A 21,212-nucleotide genomic window follows, 5' to 3' on the forward strand; every position below is an offset into this window, starting at 1 on the left:
TTGGCCCGCGAGAGCCTCGATACATATGGTGCGGGCGGCGGGACTCGAACCCGCATGGGGATACCCCCTCCGGATTTTAAGTCCGGTGTGTCTACCATTCCACCACGCCCGCCAGATGCTTAGTCGGTGCCGCCGGAGATGGGGGCAACATAAGCGACGTCAAGGTCCCAGGGAAAGAAAATCCAGGTATCCTGGCTGACCTCGGTGATGAAGGTATCGACCATCTCGCGGCCCTTGGGCTTGGCATAGACGGTGGCGAAGTGGGCGCCGGGCAGCATGTCGCGGACGACGCGGGCGGTATTGCCGGTATCGACCAGATCGTCGACGATCAGCACCTTGCCGCCATTCCTGGAAACCTCGAGCACCGGCGGACTGATCTCCTTCAGCACCTTGATGCCGCTCTGATTCTGATGGTCATAGCTTTTGACCGCGACCGTCTCGACGGTGCGGATATTGAGCTCGCGGGCGACGATGGCCGCCGGCACCAGGCCGCCACGGGCAATGGCCACCACTGCGTCGAAGGGTCCGAGGCCGGTCAGGCGCCAGGCCAGGGCGCGGCTGTCGCGGTGGAACTGATCCCAGGTAACGGGAAAGGATTTCTGGTTCGGGTTGCTCACATAGCTCTCCAGGCGGCGGCTTGCGCCAATGTGTACTGATATCGGCCCGTGCTTAGCAAAGCCGCGCCGGATCGCCAATCATTCAGAATCGGGCGGCCCGATGCCGGCCTTCTCATGGGCGGCAGCCACCATGGCCCGCACCTTTTCGGCGGCTTCGGCCAGCCGGGCTTCATCCGAAGATCGCAGCACCAGTTCGGTGATGGCCCAGCCATGGCCCATCTGCGGATAGGAGCCCATCTTCACGTCGGGATATTCCGCCTGCAAGGCCGCCAGCGGACCGCCGACCGTGCCTTCGCCGACCGCCGCCTTCACCGTGGCCGACATCACCTTCTTGCTGCCCTTGAGCGTGGGCGTCAGCGCTTCGAGCATGGCGCGCATGATGACCGGCACGCCGGCCATGACATGCACATTGCCGATGCGGAAACCGGGGGCGGCGCTGACCGAATTGACGATCAGGTCGGCGCCTTCGGGGATGCGGGCCATCCGCAGGCGGGCCTCGTTCACCTCGGTGCCGGATTGTTTCCAGCGGGCTTCGAGCATGGCGCGGGCCTGTGGATTGATGGGCAGCGCGACGCCGAAGGCGCGGGCGATGGCGTCGGCGGTGATATCGTCATGCGTCGGCCCGATACCGCCCGAGGTGAAGACATAAGTATAGCGGGCGCGCAGCGCATTCACCGCTTCCACGATATGCTCCATTTCGTCGGACACGACCCGCACCTCCGTGAGATCGATACCCAGATCGGTGCAGAAATCGGCGACGGCGCCGATATTGACGTCCTTGGTGCGGCCGGAGAGGATTTCGTCGCCGATGACGATCATTCCGGCGGTGACACGGCTATCTGGCTGGTTCATGGTCTTTATCCAATGGGCTTTCTGGATGCCTCGCCGGACAAAGCCGAGTCAAGCCGCCCTACGGCCTTCCAATCCCCCACCGATCCTCCTATTTTGCGGTCAGGAGACCACGCATGATCACTTATGTCGACGCCACCAGCAAAACCCGCCGCACCTCGGGCGTTATTCCGCTCCATGGCGAGGAAGGTTTCGCGGGCATGCGCAAGGCTGGCGCGTTGACCGCGCAGGCCCTGGATATTCTGACCGAATATGTCGAGCCGGGCGTGTCGACCGACAAGCTCGACCAGATCGCCTATGAATTTGCCCGCGACAATGGCGCGGTGCCGGCGACGATTTTCTACAAGGGCTACCGCCACTCGCTCTGTACCTCGATCAATCACGTCGTCTGCCACGGCATTCCCGACCAGCGGCCGCTGCGCGAGGGCGATATCGTCAATATCGACCTGACGCTGGTGGTCGATGGCTGGCACGGCGATTCGAGCCGCATGTATCCGGTCGGCGAGATTTCGCGGAAGGCGGAGCGGTTGATCGAGATCACCTATGAGTGCCTGGAAGCCGGCATTGCCGCCGCCAGGCCGGGCAGCACCACCGGCGATATCGGCGCCGCGATCCAGATAATCGCCGAAGCCGAACGCATGAGCGTGGTCCGCGATTTCGTCGGGCATGGCCTGGGCCGGCTATTCCATGATGAACCCAATATCCTGCATTTCGGCACACCCGGCGCCGGCGTGCCGCTGAAGCCCGGCATGATCTTCACCATCGAGCCGATGATCAATCTGGGCCGGCCGCATGTGAAAATCCTTTCCGATGGCTGGACCGCCGTGACCCGCGACCGCACGCTCTCGGCCCAGTGCGAGCACTCCATCGGCATTACCGAGACCGGCTGCGAAATCTTCACCAAGTCGCCCGCCGGCCTGTTCAATCCGCTGGCCAGCCGGGCGACAGCGTGACGGAAAAGCCGACGAACAAAGATCCGGGAATGTCCGAAGCGCTGAAACCGCATTATCTTGGCCATCGCGAACGGGCGCGCGAGCGCTTCAACAATGTGGGCGGCGACGCGCTGGCCGATTATGAATTGCTGGAACTGGTCCTGCACATTCTACTGCCGCAGCGCGACACCAAGGAACTGGCCAAGGAATTGCTGAAGCGTTTCGGTTCATTTTCGGCTGTCCTGGGCGCCTCGCCTGCACGGCTGACGGAGGTCAAGGGCCTGGGCCCGACATCGATCACCAATCTCAAGGTGATCCAGGCGGCTGCACAGCGCTATGGCCGGGACCAGATCGACCGCGAACTGCCGATTCTGGCGTCCTGGTCGCAATTGATCGATTATTGCCGCAGCCAGATGGCCTATGAGACCATCGAGCAGTTCCGGGTGCTGTTCCTCGACAAGAAGAACCGCCTGATTGCCGATGAGGTCCAGCAGGTCGGCACTGTCGATCATACGCCGGTCTATCCGCGCGAAGTGATCCGCCGCTCGCTGGAACTATCGGCCACCGCCCTGATCCTGGTGCACAACCATCCGTCTGGCGACCCCGCCCCATCATCGGCCGATGTGCGGATGACCCGGGAAATTGCCGATATCGCCAAGCCTTTGGGCATCAGCCTGCACGATCACATCATCATCGGCAAATCCGGCCACGCTTCGCTGCGCGGATTGAAGCTCATCTGATCGCTGTCCCGTCCAGGAAATGGCCGCTTAGCCGAAGGTTGCGAGAACCGGGAAGGTTTCGAGGAACCAGTAGGAGATGCGGGTGAAATTGCCGGTAAGGAACAACAGGCCCGTCACCACCAAAATCCCGCCCATGATCTTCTCGACCAGGCCGAGATGCTTCTTGAACCCCTGGAAGAAGGTGAGGAACGGACCAACGGCGATGCCGGCGAGGAAGAACGGAATGCCGAGGCCCAGCGAATAGAGCCCGAGCAGCGACGCCCCTTCCCACGCGGTATCGCGGCTGGCGGCAACGGACAGGATCGCCGCCAGGACCGGCCCGATACAGGGCGTCCAGCCAATGGCGAAGGCAAGACCGAGCAGGAACCCGCCCAACGGCCCCGAAGCCACGCCCGGCCCGTTATGCCGCAATTGGCGGTCAAGAAAGCCGATGCGATAGACGCCCAGGAAATGCAGGCCCATAGCGATGATGACCACGCCGGCAATCGGCGTCAGGATCGGCAGGAGCTGGCGGAAGACTTGCCCGAAAGCCGTGGCGGTGGCGCCCAGGGTAACGAACACCACCGAGAAGCCGAGAATGAAGAAGATTGAGGTAACGGCCACCCGCAGCTGCAAGCGCCCGCCGATCGTGGCGGATTCGGCACGCAATTGGTCGTAACTCGCCCCGCTCATATAGGTGAGATAGGGCGGCACCAGAGGCAGCACGCAGGGGCTGAGAAAACTCAATATGCCCGCACCGATGACCAGAGGCAGGGAAAATTCCAAAGCCGACGCTCCTTGCTCGCGCTTCTGTGTAGCGCCTGCGTTTTACAAAGCAATGAGCCGTAGGGTCGCATCGCGGCGTTGTGAGCGCCTGGCCCCCTCGCCCCGCACGAAATCGCCCATTCAGGGCGCAAAGCCTTGCCCCTGCCCCCCGCCCACGCTACAGCACCGGCCAACGCTCATCGGTTGAGGTGCATTCAATGCCTACCCGTCCGCTCCGCATTGCGCCGTCCATCCTCTCCGCCGATTTCGCGCGGCTGGGCGATGAGGTGAAGGCGATTGTCGACGCCGGTGCCGATTATATTCACGTCGACGTGATGGACGGGCATTTCGTGCCCAATATCTCTTTCGGCGCCCCGGTGATGCAATCGGTGCGTGGCGTTACCGATAAAATATTCGACGTGCATCTGATGATCGCGCCCGTCGATCCTTATCTGGCCGATTTCGCCAATGCCGGGGCCGATATCATTACCGTCCATGCCGAGGCCGGCCCGCATCTGCACCGCTCATTGCAGGCCATCCGCGCCATGGGCAAGAAGGCCGGCGTAGCGCTCAATCCCGCGACCCCGGTTGCTGCGATCCAGCATGTCATCGACGATTGCGACCTGGTTCTGGTCATGAGCGTCAATCCCGGCTTTGGCGGACAGAGCTTCATTCCCGAAAGCCTCAACAAGATCAGCCAGGCCAGGGCGCTGATCGGCGGCCGCGCCATCGATCTCGAGGTCGATGGCGGCGTAAGCGCCGAGAACGCGCGCGCCATCGTCGCGGCGGGAGCCAATGTGCTGGTGGCCGGATCGGCGATCTATGCAGGCAATGATGCCGCCACCTATGCCGGCCGGATCAAGGCCATACGCGATGCGGCCACGGGGCTGCTGGTCTAGCCTCCTGCCACCACCGCCCCATTGAATCGAATTCTGATCTACTAAGGCTAAACCCATGATTCCGCGCTATTCCCGTCCTGAAATGGTGGCCAATTGGTCGGCCGAAAATCGCTTCGCCATCTGGTTCGAGATCGAGGCGCATGCCACCTCCAAGCTGGCCGAATTGGGCGTGGTGCCCAAGGAAAGCGCCGACAAGATCTGGGACGTCATGAACGCCCGCAAGGCGGAACTGGGCGATTACGGTTTCGACGTGGAACGGATCGACGAGATCGAGCGCACCACCAAGCACGACGTCATCGCCTTTCTGACGCATCTGTCGGAAATCGTCGGGCCCGATGCCCGCTTCGTGCATCAGGGCATGACATCGTCGGACATTCTCGACACCACGCTCTCGGTGCAACTGCGGAACGCCGCCGATATTCTGCTGGCCGATATCGACGCATTGCTGGCCGCGCTCAAGAGGCGCGCCTATGAGCACAAGCACACCATCACCATCGGCCGCAGCCACGGCATTCATGCCGAGCCGACCACTTTCGGGATCAAGCTGGCCCAGGCCTATGCCGAATTTTCCCGCAACCGGGGCCGGCTGGTGGCGGCGCGCGACGACATCGCCACCTGCGCCATTTCAGGGGCCATTGGCAGCTTCGCCAATATCGATCCGCAGGTAGAAATCTATGTGGCCGAGAAGCTGGGGCTCGCCATCGAGCCGGTGTCCACGCAGGTGATCCCGCGCGACCGCCATGCCATGTTCTTCGTCACTTTGGGCGTCATCGCCAGCTCCATCGAACGCGTCGCCGTCGAGATCAGGCATTTGCAGCGCACCGAAGTGCTGGAGGCCGAGGAATATTTCTCGCCCGGCCAGAAAGGCTCCTCGGCCATGCCGCATAAGCGCAATCCGGTGCTGACGGAAAACCTCACCGGCCTGGCGCGCCTCGTCCGCGGCATGGCGGTTCCGGCGCTGGAAAACGTGGCGCTGTGGCACGAGCGCGATATTTCGCATTCCTCGGTCGAACGCATGATCGGGCCGGACGCGACCATCACCCTGGATTTCGCACTGGCCCGTCTCACCGGCGTCATCGACAAGCTGGTGGTCTATCCCGAGAACATGCGCAAGAATCTCGACCTGCTCGGCGGACTGCACAATTCGCAGCGCGTGCTGCTGGCGCTGACCCAGGCCGGCTATAGCCGCGAGGATTCCTATGCGGCGGTGCAGCGCAACGCCATGAAAGTCTGGGAGCATCGGGGCGACCGCACCGGCCTTTTTGCCCAGAACCTCAAGGACGACCCGCAAGTGACTCTGTCCGATGCCCAAATCGACGCCATGTTCGACGACGGCTATCACTTGAAGCATGTCGACACCATTTTCGCCCGGGTTTTCGACGAATGAGAATTGCCGAGGCCGAAATCCTGATCCTGCCCGGCCTGGGCAATTCCGGGCCGGGACATTGGCAGGTCCGCTGGGCCGAAAAAATGTCCACCGCCGCGATCGTCGAGCAGGCCGACTGGCACGAGCCCGATCCCGACGATTGGGCAGACACCATCGTCAAGGCGGTGGAACTGGCATCCAGGCCGGTGGTTCTGGTCGCTCATTCCCTCGGCTGCATTGCCGTGGCCAGGGCAGCGGCCAGGCTGGCGGATGGCAAGGTGAGAGGGGCATTGCTGGTGGCGCCGCCCGATCTCGAACGCGCCAATCTGCCCGACGAGCTGCTCGATTTCCTGCCAATATGCCGCGAGCCCCTGCCCTTCCCCTCGCTGCTCGTCGCCTCTTCCACCGATCCCTATTGCGCGCTGGAGCGCGGCGCCGATCTGGCTGCGGCCTGGGGTTCGGACTTTCATCAGGCGGGCGCTGCCGGCCATATCAACGTGGCTTCCGGCCACGGCCCCTGGCCCGAGGGCCTGCTGATGTTCACGCGGCTGATGCAGCGTCTCTAAAACAAAAAAAGGCCCCGCCGGTTTCCCGACGGAGCCCTTGTTTTCAGAATCTGGCGCGGATCAGCCTTCGGCGGCGACCTGCTCATTGGCCACGCCGGCCAGTTGATCCATCTTGGCGCGGATGGCGGCGTCATCCAGGGCGACGCCCTTGGCCTTGAGATCGCCCGAAACCTTCTCGAACACGTCGCTATCGCCCGGCTTGGCGAAATCGGCGGCCACGACCTCGGCGGCATAGCTATTGGCGGCATCGCCGGACAGACCCAGCAGTTCGGCAACCCACAGGCCCAGAAGCTTGTTGCGGCGCGCCTCGGCCTTGAATTTCTTTTCGGCGTCGAAGGCAAACTTGGCTTCCTGGCCCTTCTGCCGATCTTCAAACTGGCTCATGGTCTCTCCCAAAATGGCTATGTATCGCCGCCTAACCGGCTCCGGTCTTGGACATAGGTGGTTCGGCCACGCAAATCAACGGCACCTCTGCGGCTGCCGCGCCATGTCATGCATATTGCCCATGGCAGGAAAGCCCTTGCCTTTTTGCCCCATTCTGGCGCATGAAGCGGCCAATCCACCCCACCTCTCAATGGCAACGGATTCGATATGAACCGTCGACGCAAAATCTATGAGGGCAAGGCCAAGATCCTGTTCGAGGGTCCCGAGCCGGGCACTCTGGTGCAATACTTCAAGGACGACGCCACTGCCGGCAACGGCGCCCGCCACGAAGTGATCGACGGCAAGGGCGTGTTGAACAACCGGATTTCCGAGTTCATCTTCGCCAAGCTCAACGATCTGGGCATCCCGACGCATTTCCTGCGCCGCATCAATATGCGCGAGCAATTGATCAAGGAAGTCGAGATCATCCCGCTCGAGATCATCGTGCGCAATTACGCCGCCGGTTCGCTGGCCAAGCGCCTGGGGCTCGAACCCGGCACCCGCCTGCCCCGCTCGATCATCGAGTTCTGCTACAAGGACGACGCGCTCGGCGACCCGATGGTCTCCGAAGAGCACATCACCGCTTTCGGCTGGGCCAATCCCGCCGAGCTCGACGACATCATGAGCCTCGCTGTCCGCATCAACGACTTCCTGACCGGCCTGTTCATGGGCGTCGGCATCCAATTGGTGGATTTCAAGATCGAGGTCGGCCGGCTCTATGAAGGCGATCTGATGCGCATCGTGCTGGCCGACGAGATCAGCCCGGACAATTGCCGTCTGTGGGACATCAAGACCCGCAACAAGCTCGACAAGGACCGTTTCCGCGAAAATCTCGGCGGCCTGGTCGAGAGCTATCGCGAAGTGGCCCAGCGCCTCGGCATCCTCGTGGAAAATGACAATGCGCTGACCACAGGTCCGCGCCTGGTCCAGTAATTCGGGAATTGAACTGATGAAAGCGCGCGTCATCGTCACGCTCAAGAATGGCGTTCTCGATCCGCAGGGGCAGGCCATCGAGGGCTCGCTCGCCAGCCTGGGTTTCGGCGGCGTCGCCGGCGTCAGGCAGGGAAAAGTGTTCGATCTGGAGATCGAAGGAACCGACGTGGAGACCGCGCGTTTTCAGATCACAGCGATGTGCGAAAAGCTCCTCGCCAATACCGTGATCGAAAACTTCGCGATCGAAATTTCAAATTAACGCCTTCACGGCAAACTACCAATTCGCGCCCTCGGTCGGGCGCAGGACCATATAGCCATGCGTAAAACCCAGATCGCCCTCTCCGTCATGTTCTTCGCCTCGCTCGGCCTGCTCTTCGCGGCCTATGCCTCGGTGCCGGTATAAGCCGAACCCGCCAAAATGCCTCATCCTGAACTTGTCGCAGGACGAGGCCGCAAAGGCTGCTCGCGCCCCCTTCGGGATCGGCAGGGTCAATTGTTCGACGGCCTGAACACTGCGGGGATAATGGGCCGGATGCGGCGCGGCGGGATGCCGCTCGGCTGCTGAACCGGCGGCCTGCTGGGCTCACTGGGCTTCTGCATAAGCTGGGACATGGATGACTCCTCCTCCCAAGCCAAACGCCGCCACGGCGCCGAAGGTTGCCTCACGGTAGTTTTTCCTGCCGGGCGGCGGCGGAGACTTGCCTTTTCGGTCAAGACTCACCACAAGAGCCCCGCACACCCCTGACAGATAAAGGATTGAGCGATGAAGGCCGCCGTCATCGTGTTTCCGGGACTCAATCGCGACCGCGACATGATCGCGGCGCTGACCAAGATCGGCGGCGCCACGCCCGCCATCGTCTGGCATCAGGATGCCGATATTCCAGATGTCGACCTCATCGTCATTCCGGGCGGCTTCTCCTATGGCGATTACCTCCGCTGCGGCGCCATCGCCGCGCGCTCGCCCATCATGGACAAGCTGCGCGAACGCGCCGCCAGGGGCGTCAAGGTGCTGGGCGTCTGCAATGGCTTCCAGATCCTGATCGAAGCCGGCCTGCTGCCGGGCGCGCTGATGCGCAATATGTCGCTGAAATTCGTCTGCCGCGAGATCAAGTTGGAAGTGGTCAACGCCGAAACCGATTTTACGCGCGGCTATGCCACGGGCCAGATCATCCGCTGCCCCGTGGCCCATCACGATGGCAATTACTTCACCGACGCCGAGACGCTGAAGCGGATCGAAGGCGAAGGCCAGGTGGCGTTCCGCTATGCCGGGGGCACCAATCCCAATGGCTCGCTCAACGACATTGCCGGCGTGCTCAACCAGCAAAAGAACGTGCTCGGCCTGATGCCGCATCCGGAAAACCTGATCGAAGCCGCCCATGGCGGCGACGATGGCCGGGCGCTGTTTGCCGCCGCGCTGCAACAGGTCGCCTGATCCGCGCCGTCTCCCCATCCAACATTTCCGGTTCAGATGACCTTCCGCAACGACATCGCTATTACCCCCGACCTCATCGCCAGCCATGGATTGAAGCCGGACGAGTACCAGAAGATCCTCGATCTGATCGGACGTGAGCCGACCTATACCGAGCTCGGCATCTTCTCGGCCATGTGGAACGAGCATTGCTCCTATAAAAGCTCGAAGAAATGGCTGCGCACCCTGCCGACCAAGGGACCGCGCGTCATCCAGGGCCCCGGCGAGAATGCCGGCGTCGTCGATATCGGCGATGGCCAGGCCGTGGTGTTCAAGATGGAATCGCACAACCATCCCAGCTTCATCGAGCCCTATCAGGGCGCGGCGACCGGCATGGGCGGCATCCTGCGCGACGTCTTCACCATGGGCGCGCGGCCGGTCGCGGCGATGAACGCGCTGCGTTTCGGCGCGCCTGACCATGAAAAGACCCGTCACCTGGTGTCCGGCGTGGTGGCCGGCATCGGCGGTTATGGCAACGCTTTCGGCGTGCCGACCGTTGGCGGCGAGGTCGAGTTCGACGCCCGCTATAACGGCAATATCCTGGTCAATGCCTTCGCGGCGGGTCTGGCCGATACCGACAAGATTTTCTATTCCGAAGCCAAGGGCGTCGGCTTGCCGGTGGTCTATCTCGGCGCCAAGACCGGGCGCGACGGCGTCGGCGGCGCCACCATGGCCTCGGCAGAATTCGGCGACGATATCGAGGAAAAGCGTCCCACCGTTCAGGTCGGCGACCCCTTCACCGAAAAGCGCCTGCTCGAAGCCTGCCTGGAACTCATGGCCACCGGCGCGGTGATCGCCATTCAGGACATGGGCGCGGCGGGCCTGACCTGTTCGGCGGTCGAAATGGGCGCCAAGGGCGATCTCGGCATCGAGCTCGATCTGGACCAGGTGCCGGTGCGCGAGGAGCGCATGACCGCCTATGAGATGATGCTTTCCGAGAGCCAGGAACGCATGCTGATGGTGCTGCATCCGGACAAGGAAGCCGTGGCCCGCAAAGTGTTCGAAAAGTGGGAACTGGACTTCGCCACTGTCGGCAAGACCACCGACGACCTGCGCTTCCGCGTCTTCTGGCAGGGCGAGGAAGTCGCCAATCTGCCAATCAAGGAACTGGGCGACGAGGCCCCGGAATATGATCGTCCCTGGATCGAGCCCCAGGCGCCCGCGCCGCTGGCCAAGGCCGACGTGCCGCAGATGGACATTGCCGAGGCGCTGCTGGCGCTGATCGGCGGCCACCAATGCGCGTCGCGCCGCTGGGTCTATGAGCAATATGACACCCTCATCCAGGGCAACACCATGCAGCGCCCGGGCGGCGATGCCGGCGTGATCCGCGTCGACCGCGCCGAGAACAAGGGCCTCGCCTTCGCCTCCGACGTCACCCCGCGCTATTGCGAAGCCAATCCTTTCGAGGGCGGCAAGCAGGCCGTTGCCGAGTGCTGGCGCAACCTGACAGCGACCGGCGCCGAGCCGCTGGCCGCCACCGACAACCTCAATTTCGGCAATCCCGAACGCCCCGAAATCATGGGCCAACTGATCAAGGCCATCGAAGGCATCGGCGAGGCCTGCCGGGCGCTGGATTTCCCCATCGTCTCCGGAAATGTCTCGCTCTACAACGAAACCAATGGCCAGGGCATCCTGCCCACGCCCACCATTGGCGGCGTCGGCCTGCTGCCCGAATGGAACCAGAGCGTCGGCATCGGCTTCGTCGCCGAAAACCAGCCGATCCTGCTTGTCGGCGGTCCCGCCGAGCGCGGCACCCATCTGGGCCAGTCGATCTATCTGCGCGACCTGTTCGACCGCCGCGACGGCGACGCCCCCCATGTCGATCTCGCAGCCGAGAAAAAGACCGGCGACTTCGTCCGCAAGCTCATCCGCTCCGGCGTCGTCACCGCCTGCCACGACCTGTCCGATGGCGGTCTGGGCATCGCCCTGGCGGAAATGGCCATTGCCGGCGGCATCGGCGCGATCGTGACCGATGTGGATGGCAACGACCCGGTCCTGACCTTTTTCGGCGAGGACCAGGGCCGTTACCTGGTCACGTTGAATCTCGATCCGCAGGGCGACGAAATCGCGGCATTGTGGAAAGAGGCGGAGAGCCTGGGCATCTATGCGCCCTGGATCGGCACCACCGGCGGCAATACTCTCATTCTTGGCGGTGCCAAGCCGGTGGCCGTCGCCGCGCTCGCCCAGGCTCATGAGGACTGGTTCCCCCGCTATATGAACGGCTGATCCGGTTTTGAAGCACGCTGCCTTATGTTCGCCGCTCTTTGGAGCGCTTTGCTCGGCAGGAATATTGCGTCTGGGAGTGAACGATGCAGCACAATCTGGGATGGGCGATCTTGGCGGGTCTCGGCCTGGCGCTGACGCCCGCAATGGCGTCGGCCCAGAACGTCAGCATCACCCGCTCCGTGCTCACCAATCTTCCCTATACGCTGATCTATCCCGCCGAAATGACCGCCAGTGGCGGCGTCGACGCGCCGGTCACCATCAATCACACCAGCGCCCCGCTGCAATGCGAACTGAGCGTGGTGCCGGTCGAGGATACCGACTGGACGGCGGAAGCGGCGCTTGACGAGCTTGACGAGAGCGAAATCGCCACCGCCTGGGCCGGGCCATTGCCGGGATTTTCCATCGTGAGCAAAGGCACGACCGAATATCAGGATGCCACCGCCCTCGCCTATGAGGGAACCAGCACCGGCTCGGCGATGAACATCCCGCTGACGCTGGTGCATACCGAAGCCGTTTCCTCAGGTCGGGGCTATGTGCTGGATTGCATTTTCGCCGCCGATCAGGCGGAACAGGCGCGGCCCCTCGTCGATTTCATCATCGCCAATTTTGCCACCCGCGCCGACGCGGATTGCTGCATTGGCTTGAATGTGACCCCGGAAGACGAACAGTCCGACCTGCCGTAACCGGCACATTCCGGGCCTTTCGCCGCGCCCTGTTGAAGCCTTCCCACCTGCATGCCATATCAGGGACGTGAGCCGGCCATCGCCGGCGCGAATTACGGGGAGACAGCACATGGCCATGGACGCCACAGAAATCGAGCGCCGCATCAAGGCTGCCCTGCCCGATGCCCTGATTGAAATCCGCGATCTCGCCGGCGACGGCGACCATTACGCGGCCACGGTGATTTCCGAACAGTTCCGCGGGAAATCCCGGGTGCAGCAGCACCAGATGGTCTATGCCGCCCTGCAAGGCGATATGGGCGGCGCTTTGCATGCATTGGCCCTGCAGACCAACGTGCCGGACTGATGCCCGGCCTGCGCGATTCGCTCGATCTCATCCGCATGGTCCGGCCCGAGGCCGGAACGAGTGCCCTCGAACATGAGATCATGGCCGAACGCGCCAATTCGCTCGGCGCCGCCGAGGCCCGGGTAAGAAAGGCCCTCGAGGGCCTGTCGGCCGGCGCGGATCGTGAGCATTGGCTTGGCGAGGCCCGGCAGGCCGTTTGGGCCTATTTCGTGCAACGGGAACTGCTCGGCTTCCGCCGCCACCATGACGTTATCCGCGATCTCGATATTCCGGCCGAAGTGCTGAACGGGCTGGGCGCGATGCCGGCCAGGCAAAAATGAGCCGCGCCGTTTTCTTCGATGTCGATGGCGTATTGGTACATGGCATTCACCATAGCCCCACCCGGACGCGGCGCTGGGACACCAGTCTCCAGGACGATTTTGGGATAGACCCGGCGCGCTTCACCGAAGAGTTCATTTTCGACGTTTTCGTCAAGAAAGTCGTGAATGGGCAAATGTCGGTGATCGAGGCGCTTGAACGTCACCTGCCCGCCTTGGGATACCGGGGTTCGCCAATGGTCTTTCTGGATTACTGGCTCAAAAAGGACAGCGTCCTGAATCAGGAATTGATCGACGCGATCAGGCAGCTCAAGGCCAGGTCCGATATTCGTCTTTATGTTGCGACCAACCAGGAACATATCCGCGCCAGCTGGCTATGGTCTCAGTGCGGGCTCAGCCAAATCTTCGATGACATGTTCCATTCCGCGCGCGCCGGCGTCAGGAAGCCCGATCCGGCCTATTTCGATTTCATCCATCGGCATATCGGCCCGCAGAACGAACCGCCGCTCTTCTTCGACGACACGCCCAAAGTGGTGGAGGGCGCCAGAGCGCATGGTTGGGAGGCCGTGTTGTTTGACACCAACGAGCAGTTTTTTGACCATCCCTGGGTGCGACAAAGACTCTAGCCACCTCGACACCGGCAACGCCGTGTCTTATTTAAGGGCAGTTTTCAGCCGGCCCTTGAAGCCGGACTTTTGAAAGGCTCCTCCCATGACCGATATCAACGCCTTCATCGATGACAAGGTGAAGAACAACGACGTGTTCCTGTTCATGAAAGGCACCCCGGATTTCCCGCAATGCGGCTTTTCCGGCCAGGTCGTTCAGATTCTCAACTATCTCGGCGTCGAGTTCGACAGCGCCAATGTGCTGGAAAGCGATGAATTGCGCGACGGCATCAAGGCCTATGCCAATTGGCCGACCATTCCCCAGCTTTACGTCAAGGGCGAATTCGTGGGCGGCGCCGACATCACCCGGGAAATGTTCCAGTCCGGCGAGCTGAAAACCCAGTTCGAACAGGCCGGCATCGCCATCAAGCAGAGCGCCTGATCGCCCGAGGCAAGATTTGAAGGCCCTGCCCTGACCCGGCGGGGCCTTTGCGGTTTTCGGTCGATATCGCTTTGCCCGATGCCGGGCCGCGCATAGACTATCCTATCCTGCCGAGACTCCCTTCCATGGCCATTGATACCACGCGTCCCGCCGTCCCGCTCCCGCTCGTCATCATTGCCGGCTGCATCATCGCCGCCATCGGCTTCGGAACGCGGGGCTCGTTCGGCCTCTTCACCTTGCCGGTCACCGAAGACCTGGGGCTGACCCGCGAGCAATGGGGCATGGCCATGGCCATCCAGAACCTTGTCTGGGGCCTGGCCCAGCCTTTCGCCGGCGGCATGGCCGACCGCTATGGTGCCGGGCGGGTTCTGGCCATCGGCGGTCTGGTCTATGCGGCGGGCGTGCTGGGCATGGCATTTTCGCCCGACACCTTGACCATGACCCTCACCGCCGGCGTGGTCACCGGCATCGGCATCGCCATTGCCTCGTTCGGCGTGGTCATGGCCGCCTTTGGCCGTGTCGTGCCAGCGGAAAAGCGCAGCTTCATCTTCGGCATCGCCACCGCCGCCTCGTCGGCCGGGCAGTTCATTTTCGCGCCGGTGGGACAGGGCTTCATCAACGCCTTCGGATGGCAGATGGCGCTGGTCTATATCGCCGTGATCCTGCTGCTGATCGTCCCGCTATCCGCCGCCCTGCGCGGTCGGGCGGAATCCACGCCCGGCCAGGCCGATCTGCCCTTCATGCAGGCCCTGTCGCGGGCCTGGGGCTTCGGGTCCTATCGGCTGCTGGTCATCGGCTTCTTCGTCTGCGGCTTCCATCTGGCCTTCATCAACGTCCACATGCCGGCCTATCTCGTGCAATGCGGGCTGTCGCCGGAAACCGGCTCCTGGACCATTGCCGTGATCGGGCTTTTCAACATTGCCGGCTCGCTGCTCTCGGGCTGGCTCGGCAGCCGGCTGCCCAAGCAATTGCTGCTGGCCTCGATCTATTTCCTGCGCGCCATCGCCATCGCCGCTTTCCTGCTGGTTCCGGTCAGCGAAATCACCGCCTATGCCTTCGCGGCGGCCATGGGTCTGCTCTGGCTGTCCACCGTGCCGCTGACGGCCGGACTGGTGAGCCTGTTCTTCGGACCGCGCTATATGGGCATGCTCTACGGCATCGCCTTCCTCAGTCACCAGATCGGTTCCTTTGTCGGCGTCTGGCTCGGCGGCTATGTCTATGACCTGACCGGCGCCTACGATCTGGTCTGGTATCTCGGCATCATTCTGGGCCTGGCCTCGGCGGCGGTTCATATCCCGATCAACGAACGCACCGACGCCAATTTCGCCCTGAAACCGGCCTGAGCGTTTATCGCCTCCTGCCGATTAACGGGTTGCCAAACGCCCGGGAGAGGTTCATGGTCCGGCCAATCCTTTGGCCGGTTTCTTCGGCTATGATGAGTTTCAAACATGTCAGATCATTTCAGCCGGGTTCTCTCGCGCCCTGAATTCATCGCCCTTGTCGCCGCGCTCATGGCGCTCAACGCCTTGGCCATCGACGTGATGCTGCCCGCCCTGCCCTATATGGGCGAGGCGCTGGGCATCGCGAACGAGAACGAGCGGCAATTCGTCGTCACCTCCTATATGCTGGGCATGGGCCTGGCCGTGCTCGCTTTCGGCCCGCTCACCGACCGCTTCGGTCGCCGCGCCCCGCTGCTGGTGGGTGTCGGCATCTATGTCGTGGCCGTGATCGCCGCCGCCTTTGCCCCCAATTTCGGTCTGTTGCTGGCCCTGCGCTTCGTCCAGGGCATGGGCGCGGCCAGCGTGCGCGTCATCGCCACCGCCGTGGTGCGCGACCGCTATTCCGGCCGCGAAATGGCCGAGGTCATGTCACTGACTTTCATGGTGTTCATGGCCATTCCCATCATCGCGCCGGGCATCGGCCAGGTGCTGCTGCTGACGGGGCCGTGGCAATATATCTTCATTTTCATGGGTCTGCTGGCCGCCGCGCTCTGGCTATGGACCTATATGCGCCTGCCGGAAACCCTGCCGCTGGACCAGCGCCGCCCGCTCAGCCTTTCCGGCGTGGTGGACAATTTCCGTATTGTCTTCACCAATAGGGTGGCGATTTCCTACGGCCTCGCCGGCATGTTCCTGTTCGGAGCGCTGTTCGGATTCATCACCTCGGCCCAGCAGATCTATGTCGACATTTACGAACTGGGCGTCTATTTCCCCGTGGCATTCGCGGCCATGGCCGGGCTGATGGCCATCTCCTCCTTCACCAATTCACGGGTCGTGCGGCGGTTCGGCATGCGCCGCCTGTCACATGGCGCCATGCTGGTCTTCACCATCGGCTCGGCCATCTGGGTGCTGCTGGCACTCAGCGGTTTCCTGCCGCTCTGGCTGTTCTTCAGCCTCCTGGCCATCATCATGTTCTGCTTCGGCTGGTCGTCCTCGAACATGAATTCCCTGTCCATGGAACCGCTCGGCAAGGTCGCGGGCACCGCCGCCTCCGTCTTCGGCTTCATCCAGACCGTGGGCGGAGCGCTGATCGGCTCGCTCACCGGCCAATTGTTCGACGGAACCACCCTGCCCACGGCCATGGGCTATTTCCTGACCGGCTCGCTGGCGATCATCTGCATCCTCATCGCCGAAAAAGGCCGTCTCTTCGGCGTCGGCGAGCAATATGCCCATGAAGACGACGAGCCGGTGATGGACGCCCACTAAAGCCTTCCATAACCGCCTCCATCTCGGATCGTCACCCTCGCGCTAGACGCGAGGGCTCTTGTCATACTCATGGCTGGCCGAGATGACGGTGGCGGAGCGAGGGCCAGATTGCCGCTTATCTGAAGGCCGCGGCCCCTCTTCTCAAGAGAGGAAGCCCCATCACACCGCAAACACTTCCCGCCGCAATTCCTCCCAGCTTTCTTGGCTCGGCGCGACCAGCAGGCCGCCATCCCGATCGCCTGGCCGGTAGGGCGTGCCGTCGAGCTTGGCCACATGCGCCCCGGCCTCTTTAATGATCAGTGCGCCTCCGACGTGATCCCAGGGCATCAGCCTGCCATACATCAGGAAATGCACATTGCCGCCGGCGGCTAGGCGGTATTCGTGGCCGGCGCAACGGTAACTGGCGAACATCTTGACCTTGGCGAGATTGCTCAGGACATCCCGGCGCTGCTCGGGCGCGAAGAAAGCGGTGGAGGCGAGCCCGCCCATTTCCGCCAGCGGCACCGGATCGGCGAATTTCTGGCGGATGGTGCGGCCATCGGGAAAGACTTGCCAAGCGCCGCAGCCACGCTCCGCCATGACGAAATCGTCGCCCAGCGGGTCGTAGATCACCCCGGCCACCGGCTCGCCATTCTGCACCACCGCCGCCATGACGGCGAAGAGCGGCAGCCCGCCGGCGAAATTGGCGGTGCCGTCGACCGGATCGACGTAAATGGCGATCCGGTCCTCCAACGCGCTATCCAGCAGCGCCGGATTGGCCGACACCGCCTCCTCGCCGATGACCAGCGTATTCGGCGTATGATCCAGAATGGCGGCGGTGATGACCCGCTCCGCATTGGTGTCGGCCTCGGTGACCAGGTCGAAAGCGCCGGTCTTGGTCTGGATCATGCCCTCGTCGAGCCGCCGAAAACGGGGCATGATTTCCTGCTTGGCGGCCTGTTTCAGGATAGCGGCCAGCCGGTCGATATTCATGCGTTCATTCCTTCGATTTGGTGGAGAGGCCTGCGAAATCGAACAGGCGCGGATCGAGCATATGGCTCGCATTGATATTGCCCAGGGCGCGGATCATCACATCCTTGCGGCCGGGCATGCGCTTTTCCATGTCATTGAGCATGTCTTTCATGACATTGCGCTGCAGCCCGTCCTGCGAACCGCACAGATCGCAGGGAATGATCGGAAACCCCATCCCGTCCGAGAAGCGCTGCAAATCCGCTTCGGCGCAATAGATCAGCGGCCGCAGCACTTCCAGATCGCCCTCGTCATTGACCAGGCGCGGCGGCATGGCAGCGAGCTTGCCCCCATGGAACAGGTTCATGAAGAAGGTTTCAAGGCTGTCGTCACGGTGATGGCCGAGCACCAGGGCCGTACACCCCTCCTCCCGGGCGATGCGATAAAGATTGCCCCGGCGCAGCCGCGAGCAGAGCGAGCAATAAGTGGACCCCGCCGGCAGCTTGTCGGTGACGATGGAATAGGTATCCTTGTATTCGATGCGATGCTCGATGCCGAGGCCGGCGAGGAATTCGGGCAGGATATGCTTGGGAAAATTCGGCTGGCCCTGATCGAGATTGCAGGCGAGCAGCTTCACCGGCAACAGCCCGCGCCATTGCAGATCGAGCAGCAGCGCCAATAGGCCATAACTGTCCTTGCCGCCGGACAGGGCCACCAGCCATTTCTCGCCCGGCCGCACCATGGCGAATTTTTCCAGCGCCTCGCGCATATGGCGGATCAGGCGCTTGCGCAGCTTGTTGAACTCGACGGAACGCGGCGCCTGGGCATAGATCGGGTGGACACCCTCATCGGGGTCGTCCGGTGGGCTCGTGGCTTCCATCACCGCGCTCATGGCGAAACTCTCATTGGATCGGTCGGCTAGCTGATACCCCCCCTTGGCCGGGTTGGAAAGCCAAGCGACGGTGCACAACCTTGCCAAAGCTTAATTTCGCGTCCTTGTTTTAGGCTCTTTGCCGCAGTTAGATGACACATTCCCCCCACTTGGAGTCTCTTGGTGTTCCGCTCCTTCTTCCCCGCCCCAAAAATCTTTTTCGGGTCCGCGGCCCTGTGGCTGCTGGCGTCGGTCTTGCTGTGGTTTGCCCTGGGCGAGCCCATCCGTGCCGTCATCAGTATCGACCGCTTCACCCATCCCGCGATATCGGCGCCCATCGCCGACCAGCCGACCACGCAGGACGAAGCCGCAATTCCCGATCCCGCCGCCGGCGCGGCACAGACCAATCCCAACGCTCCGGCGGACACCGAGAGCGAAGCGCCGAATCCTACGGCGGCGGCGGCGGCCGGATCGAGTTTGAACTTTCTGACGGCCGAGCGGATATGGCTCTATCAATATGTGCTGATGACCGCCTTCATCTTCTGCGCCTTCTGGTACTTCTACAAGCGCAACGAATGGTATTGGTGGTCGGTGGTCTCATCGACCGTCATCCTGCTCATCATCTATTTCCAGGTGCAGGTGCAGGCCTTCGTCAATGAATGGTCCGGGGCCTTCTTCAACACGATCCAATTGGCACTGACCCAGCCGGGTTCGGTAACGCCCGACCAGCTCTATGGGCTGACCTGGACCATCGTTCTCGTCACCGTTCCCGTTGTGGTGGCCGCGGTCGGGCTCGCCTTCTACACGTCGCATTATGTGTTCCGCTGGCGCAAGGCGATGAACTTCTACTACATGGCATACTGGCCGCAGATCCGGCACACCGAGGGCGCGGCGCAGCGTGTGCAAGAAGACACGATGCGGTTCGCATCGATCATGGAGGACCTGGGCACGGCCTTTTTCGACTCGCTGATCACCTTGGTGGTCTTCCTGCCCCTGCTCTGGCAGCTATCGGCCAATATCAGCGAATTGCCGATCTTCGGCGCCACCCCGGGCGGTTTGGTCTGGGTGGCGCTGGCCGGCGCCGCCGCCGGCACGGCTCTACTGGCGGTTGTCGGCATCAAGCTGCCCGGCCTGAACTTCGCCAACCAGAAGGTGGAGGCCGCCTATCGCAAGGAATTGGTGCTTGGCGAGGATTTCGAGGATCGGGCCGCTCCTCCCTCGGTCCGCGAATTGTTCGCTGGCGTGCAGAAGAATTATTTCCGCCTTTATTTCCACTACACCTATTTCAACCTGGCGCGCTATGGCTACACCAACATGGTCGGCTATGTGCCGCTTCTCGTCATGGCCCCCTCCATCCTCGCCGGCACCCTGACCATGGGCCTCTACCAGCAGATTCAGATCGCTTTCGGCCAGGTATTCAGTTCATTCCAGTTCTTCGCCCGCGCCTGGACCGTGATCGTCGAACTGCAGTCCGTGATCATGCGCCTGCGAAAATTCGAAAGCTACATTCCCAAGGACCAGGAACCGATCAAGGTCAGCGTCGGCGATATTCCGGCGGCAGGATGAGGCAACGCCCGAGCCTTCTGAACCCGTGGCGCTTTCAGCTCTTTGTGGCAGCGGTGACGTTCCTGTCCTCCCTCCCAAGGCGATGACGTGGATGGCGTATTTTTCTCGGATCGTCACCCTCGCGCTTGACGCGAGGGCTCTTGCGATAGACCCACAAACAAACAACCCTCGCGTCAAGCGCGAGGATGACGAGTGGGCGGCGGGGTAAGACGCCGCTTCCGGCAAAGCCAGAACCGCTCGGGGCGCGTCATCCAACCAGCCAAAACAAAAGGGCCGCTCCAAGGAGCGGCCCTTTCATATTGGAGAATTCGGTTTCGCTTAGCGCGAGTAGAATTCGACCACCAGGTTCGGTTCCATCTGCACCGGATAGGGCACATCCGACAGGGCCGGAACGCGGGCGTAGGTGGCGGTCTGCTTGTTGTGGTCGACGTCGATATAGTCGGGCACATCGCGCTCGGCCAACTGGTTGGCTTCCAGAACCAGGGTCAGCTGCTTGGAGCGCTCGCGGATCTCGACCTTGTCGCCGATCTTGACCTGGTAGGACGGGATGTTGACGCGCTTGCCATTGACCAGGATATGGCCATGGGACACGAACTGGCGGGCGGCGAAGACGGTGGGCACGAACTTGGCACGATAGACGATGGCGTCCAGGCGCGATTCGAGCAGGCCGATCAGGTTCTCGCCGGTATCGCCCTTGCGGCGGTTGGCTTCGTCATAGAGGCGGCGGAAGCCCTTCTCGGTGATCGAGCCGTAATAGCCCTTGAGCTTCTGCTTGGCGCGCAGCTGCAAACCGTAGTCCGACAGCTTGCCCTTGCGGCGCTGGCCATGCTGGCCGGGGCCATAGGCGCGGGCGTTCAGCGGGGATTTCGGGCGGCCCCAGATGTTTTCGCCAAGGCGGCGGTCAATCTTGTATTTCGCGGAATGACGCTTCGACATCGCGTATCCTTCTCTTAAGCTTGGCCCTGAAAA

At 62.4% G+C, this 21,212-nt stretch carries 24 protein-coding genes and 1 tRNA gene; 17 read left to right on the plus strand and 8 right to left on the minus strand.

What is annotated here, in order from left to right:
- Positions 1-26: 26 nt before the first annotated feature.
- The 3 genes from O9Z70_RS08850 to O9Z70_RS08860 all read right to left on the minus strand — a co-directional run bounded on the left by O9Z70_RS08850 (position 27) and on the right by O9Z70_RS08860 (position 1,469).
- A tRNA-Leu gene (locus tag O9Z70_RS08850) sits at positions 27-112 on the minus strand.
- Positions 113-119: 7 nt separating this feature from the next.
- Positions 120-617 (minus strand): xanthine phosphoribosyltransferase, encoded by a 498-nt coding sequence (gpt, locus tag O9Z70_RS08855; RefSeq protein ID WP_286018458.1) that lies wholly within the window; start codon positions 615-617, stop codon positions 120-122.
- Between the two features lie 78 nt (positions 618-695).
- The gene (locus O9Z70_RS08860; protein WP_286018459.1) at positions 696-1,469 is read right to left on the minus strand and encodes a competence/damage-inducible protein A; all 774 of its coding nucleotides are present in this window, start codon (positions 1,467-1,469) and stop codon (positions 696-698) included.
- Positions 1,470-1,582: 113 nt separating this feature from the next.
- On the opposite strand from O9Z70_RS08860, the gene map reads away from it, so the two are divergent.
- Together map and radC are read left to right on the plus strand one after the other, a co-directional pair.
- Positions 1,583-2,419 carry a type I methionyl aminopeptidase gene (gene map / locus O9Z70_RS08865; protein WP_502870118.1) on the plus strand — a complete coding sequence of 279 codons (837 nt, stop codon included), beginning with the start codon at positions 1,583-1,585 and terminating at the stop codon, positions 2,417-2,419.
- A gap of 29 nt (positions 2,420-2,448) precedes the next feature.
- A complete protein-coding gene (radC, locus tag O9Z70_RS08870) occupies positions 2,449-3,138 on the plus strand; it encodes a RadC family protein (protein ID WP_286018460.1) in 690 nt (229 codons plus the stop codon).
- A 27-nt stretch (positions 3,139-3,165) separates the two neighbouring features.
- On the opposite strand, the gene O9Z70_RS08875 is transcribed toward radC, so the two are convergent.
- Entirely contained in the window at positions 3,166-3,903 is a 738-nt protein-coding gene (locus O9Z70_RS08875; protein WP_286018461.1) for a cytochrome c biogenesis CcdA family protein, read from the minus strand.
- Positions 3,904-4,100: 197 nt separating this feature from the next.
- On the opposite strand from O9Z70_RS08875, the gene rpe reads away from it, so the two are divergent.
- From rpe to O9Z70_RS08890, 3 genes are read left to right on the plus strand one after another with little or no spacing between them, the layout of a single operon-like run.
- Positions 4,101-4,781 carry a ribulose-phosphate 3-epimerase gene (gene rpe, locus O9Z70_RS08880; protein WP_286018462.1) on the plus strand — a complete coding sequence of 227 codons (681 nt, stop codon included), beginning with the start codon at positions 4,101-4,103 and terminating at the stop codon, positions 4,779-4,781.
- A 55-nt stretch (positions 4,782-4,836) separates the two neighbouring features.
- On the plus strand, positions 4,837-6,168 hold the full coding sequence (gene purB / locus O9Z70_RS08885; RefSeq protein ID WP_286018463.1) for an adenylosuccinate lyase: 1,332 nt from the start codon (positions 4,837-4,839) through the stop codon (positions 6,166-6,168).
- Positions 6,165-6,713, plus strand: coding sequence for an RBBP9/YdeN family alpha/beta hydrolase (locus tag O9Z70_RS08890; RefSeq protein ID WP_286018464.1), 549 nt, complete (start codon positions 6,165-6,167; stop codon positions 6,711-6,713). The genes purB and O9Z70_RS08890 overlap by 4 nt, the downstream gene beginning before the upstream one ends.
- Before the next feature lie 60 nt (positions 6,714-6,773).
- On the opposite strand, the gene O9Z70_RS08895 is transcribed toward O9Z70_RS08890, so the two are convergent.
- On the minus strand, positions 6,774-7,097 hold the full coding sequence (locus tag O9Z70_RS08895; RefSeq protein WP_286018465.1) for a DUF1476 domain-containing protein: 324 nt from the start codon (positions 7,095-7,097) through the stop codon (positions 6,774-6,776).
- A 207-nt stretch (positions 7,098-7,304) separates the two neighbouring features.
- On the opposite strand from O9Z70_RS08895, the gene purC reads away from it, so the two are divergent.
- The 11 genes from purC (at position 7,305) to O9Z70_RS08950 (ending at position 16,858) form a co-directional block, all read left to right on the plus strand.
- Complete coding sequence (gene purC, locus O9Z70_RS08900; protein WP_286018466.1) at positions 7,305-8,069, plus strand: phosphoribosylaminoimidazolesuccinocarboxamide synthase; 765 nt, start codon at positions 7,305-7,307, stop codon at positions 8,067-8,069.
- A 16-nt stretch (positions 8,070-8,085) separates the two neighbouring features.
- On the plus strand, positions 8,086-8,328 hold the full coding sequence (gene purS / locus O9Z70_RS08905; protein WP_286018467.1) for a phosphoribosylformylglycinamidine synthase subunit PurS: 243 nt from the start codon (positions 8,086-8,088) through the stop codon (positions 8,326-8,328).
- Between the two features lie 504 nt (positions 8,329-8,832).
- Positions 8,833-9,501: a phosphoribosylformylglycinamidine synthase subunit PurQ gene (gene purQ / locus O9Z70_RS08910; protein ID WP_286018468.1), complete on the plus strand. Its 669-nt coding sequence runs from the start codon at positions 8,833-8,835 to the stop codon at positions 9,499-9,501.
- A 36-nt stretch (positions 9,502-9,537) separates the two neighbouring features.
- The gene (gene purL / locus O9Z70_RS08915; RefSeq protein WP_286018469.1) at positions 9,538-11,763 is read left to right on the plus strand and encodes a phosphoribosylformylglycinamidine synthase subunit PurL; all 2,226 of its coding nucleotides are present in this window, start codon (positions 9,538-9,540) and stop codon (positions 11,761-11,763) included.
- 83 nt (positions 11,764-11,846) lie between these two features.
- The gene (locus tag O9Z70_RS08920; protein ID WP_286018470.1) at positions 11,847-12,446 is read left to right on the plus strand and encodes a hypothetical protein; all 600 of its coding nucleotides are present in this window, start codon (positions 11,847-11,849) and stop codon (positions 12,444-12,446) included.
- Positions 12,447-12,555: 109 nt separating this feature from the next.
- Positions 12,556-12,789 carry a BolA family protein gene (locus O9Z70_RS08925; protein ID WP_286018471.1) on the plus strand — a complete coding sequence of 78 codons (234 nt, stop codon included), beginning with the start codon at positions 12,556-12,558 and terminating at the stop codon, positions 12,787-12,789.
- Entirely contained in the window at positions 12,789-13,109 is a 321-nt protein-coding gene (locus O9Z70_RS08930) for a DUF6665 family protein (protein ID WP_286018472.1), read from the plus strand. Before O9Z70_RS08925 ends, O9Z70_RS08930 begins: the two co-directional genes overlap by 1 nt.
- A gap of 32 nt (positions 13,110-13,141) precedes the next feature.
- Entirely contained in the window at positions 13,142-13,732 is a 591-nt protein-coding gene (locus O9Z70_RS08935) for an HAD-IA family hydrolase (protein ID WP_502870119.1), read from the plus strand.
- 85 nt (positions 13,733-13,817) lie between these two features.
- Positions 13,818-14,153 carry a Grx4 family monothiol glutaredoxin gene (gene grxD / locus O9Z70_RS08940; protein WP_286018474.1) on the plus strand — a complete coding sequence of 112 codons (336 nt, stop codon included), beginning with the start codon at positions 13,818-13,820 and terminating at the stop codon, positions 14,151-14,153.
- A 125-nt stretch (positions 14,154-14,278) separates the two neighbouring features.
- Positions 14,279-15,496: an MFS transporter gene (locus O9Z70_RS08945; RefSeq protein WP_286018475.1), complete on the plus strand. Its 1,218-nt coding sequence runs from the start codon at positions 14,279-14,281 to the stop codon at positions 15,494-15,496.
- Between the two features lie 105 nt (positions 15,497-15,601).
- Positions 15,602-16,858: a multidrug effflux MFS transporter gene (locus O9Z70_RS08950; RefSeq protein WP_286018476.1), complete on the plus strand. Its 1,257-nt coding sequence runs from the start codon at positions 15,602-15,604 to the stop codon at positions 16,856-16,858.
- Between the two features lie 159 nt (positions 16,859-17,017).
- On the opposite strand, the gene O9Z70_RS08955 is transcribed toward O9Z70_RS08950, so the two are convergent.
- A complete protein-coding gene (locus tag O9Z70_RS08955; protein ID WP_286018477.1) occupies positions 17,018-17,830 on the minus strand; it encodes an inositol monophosphatase family protein in 813 nt (270 codons plus the stop codon).
- Between the two features lie 4 nt (positions 17,831-17,834).
- Positions 17,835-18,686, minus strand: coding sequence for a tRNA 2-thiocytidine(32) synthetase TtcA (gene ttcA, locus O9Z70_RS08960; RefSeq protein ID WP_502870191.1), 852 nt, complete (start codon positions 18,684-18,686; stop codon positions 17,835-17,837).
- Between the two features lie 246 nt (positions 18,687-18,932).
- Here ttcA and O9Z70_RS08965 point away from each other — a divergent pair, with 246 nt between their 5' ends.
- The gene (locus O9Z70_RS08965) at positions 18,933-20,243 is read left to right on the plus strand and encodes an SbmA/BacA-like family transporter (RefSeq protein ID WP_286018479.1); all 1,311 of its coding nucleotides are present in this window, start codon (positions 18,933-18,935) and stop codon (positions 20,241-20,243) included.
- 318 nt (positions 20,244-20,561) lie between these two features.
- Here O9Z70_RS08965 and rpsD read toward each other — a convergent pair whose 3' ends face one another.
- Positions 20,562-21,179 carry a 30S ribosomal protein S4 gene (rpsD, locus tag O9Z70_RS08970; protein WP_286018480.1) on the minus strand — a complete coding sequence of 206 codons (618 nt, stop codon included), beginning with the start codon at positions 21,177-21,179 and terminating at the stop codon, positions 20,562-20,564.
- Positions 21,180-21,212: the final 33 nt, after the last annotated feature.

Source organism: Devosia sp. YIM 151766 (assembly GCF_030285925.1).
Taxonomy (GTDB): Bacteria; Pseudomonadota; Alphaproteobacteria; order Rhizobiales; family Devosiaceae; genus Devosia.

Coding starts and splice junctions, on each gene's coding strand:
- O9Z70_RS08860 (WP_286018459.1), bottom strand. CDS start 1,469: ATGAACCAGCCAGATAGCCGTGTCACCGCCGGAATGATCGTCATCGGC.
- map (WP_502870118.1), top strand. CDS start 1,583: ATGATCACTTATGTCGACGCCACCAGCAAAACCCGCCGCACCTCGGGC.
- radC (WP_286018460.1), top strand. CDS start 2,449: ATGTCCGAAGCGCTGAAACCGCATTATCTTGGCCATCGCGAACGGGCG.
- rpe (WP_286018462.1), top strand. CDS start 4,101: ATGCCTACCCGTCCGCTCCGCATTGCGCCGTCCATCCTCTCCGCCGAT.
- purB (WP_286018463.1), top strand. CDS start 4,837: ATGATTCCGCGCTATTCCCGTCCTGAAATGGTGGCCAATTGGTCGGCC.
- O9Z70_RS08890 (WP_286018464.1), top strand. CDS start 6,165: ATGAGAATTGCCGAGGCCGAAATCCTGATCCTGCCCGGCCTGGGCAAT.
- O9Z70_RS08895 (WP_286018465.1), bottom strand. CDS start 7,097: ATGAGCCAGTTTGAAGATCGGCAGAAGGGCCAGGAAGCCAAGTTTGCC.
- purC (WP_286018466.1), top strand. CDS start 7,305: ATGAACCGTCGACGCAAAATCTATGAGGGCAAGGCCAAGATCCTGTTC.
- purS (WP_286018467.1), top strand. CDS start 8,086: ATGAAAGCGCGCGTCATCGTCACGCTCAAGAATGGCGTTCTCGATCCG.
- purQ (WP_286018468.1), top strand. CDS start 8,833: ATGAAGGCCGCCGTCATCGTGTTTCCGGGACTCAATCGCGACCGCGAC.
- purL (WP_286018469.1), top strand. CDS start 9,538: ATGACCTTCCGCAACGACATCGCTATTACCCCCGACCTCATCGCCAGC.
- O9Z70_RS08920 (WP_286018470.1), top strand. CDS start 11,847: ATGCAGCACAATCTGGGATGGGCGATCTTGGCGGGTCTCGGCCTGGCG.
- O9Z70_RS08925 (WP_286018471.1), top strand. CDS start 12,556: ATGGCCATGGACGCCACAGAAATCGAGCGCCGCATCAAGGCTGCCCTG.
- O9Z70_RS08930 (WP_286018472.1), top strand. CDS start 12,789: ATGCCCGGCCTGCGCGATTCGCTCGATCTCATCCGCATGGTCCGGCCC.
- grxD (WP_286018474.1), top strand. CDS start 13,818: ATGACCGATATCAACGCCTTCATCGATGACAAGGTGAAGAACAACGAC.
- O9Z70_RS08945 (WP_286018475.1), top strand. CDS start 14,279: ATGGCCATTGATACCACGCGTCCCGCCGTCCCGCTCCCGCTCGTCATC.
- O9Z70_RS08950 (WP_286018476.1), top strand. CDS start 15,602: ATGTCAGATCATTTCAGCCGGGTTCTCTCGCGCCCTGAATTCATCGCC.
- O9Z70_RS08955 (WP_286018477.1), bottom strand. CDS start 17,830: ATGAATATCGACCGGCTGGCCGCTATCCTGAAACAGGCCGCCAAGCAG.
- ttcA (WP_502870191.1), bottom strand. CDS start 18,686: ATGGAAGCCACGAGCCCACCGGACGACCCCGATGAGGGTGTCCACCCG.
- rpsD (WP_286018480.1), bottom strand. CDS start 21,179: ATGTCGAAGCGTCATTCCGCGAAATACAAGATTGACCGCCGCCTTGGC.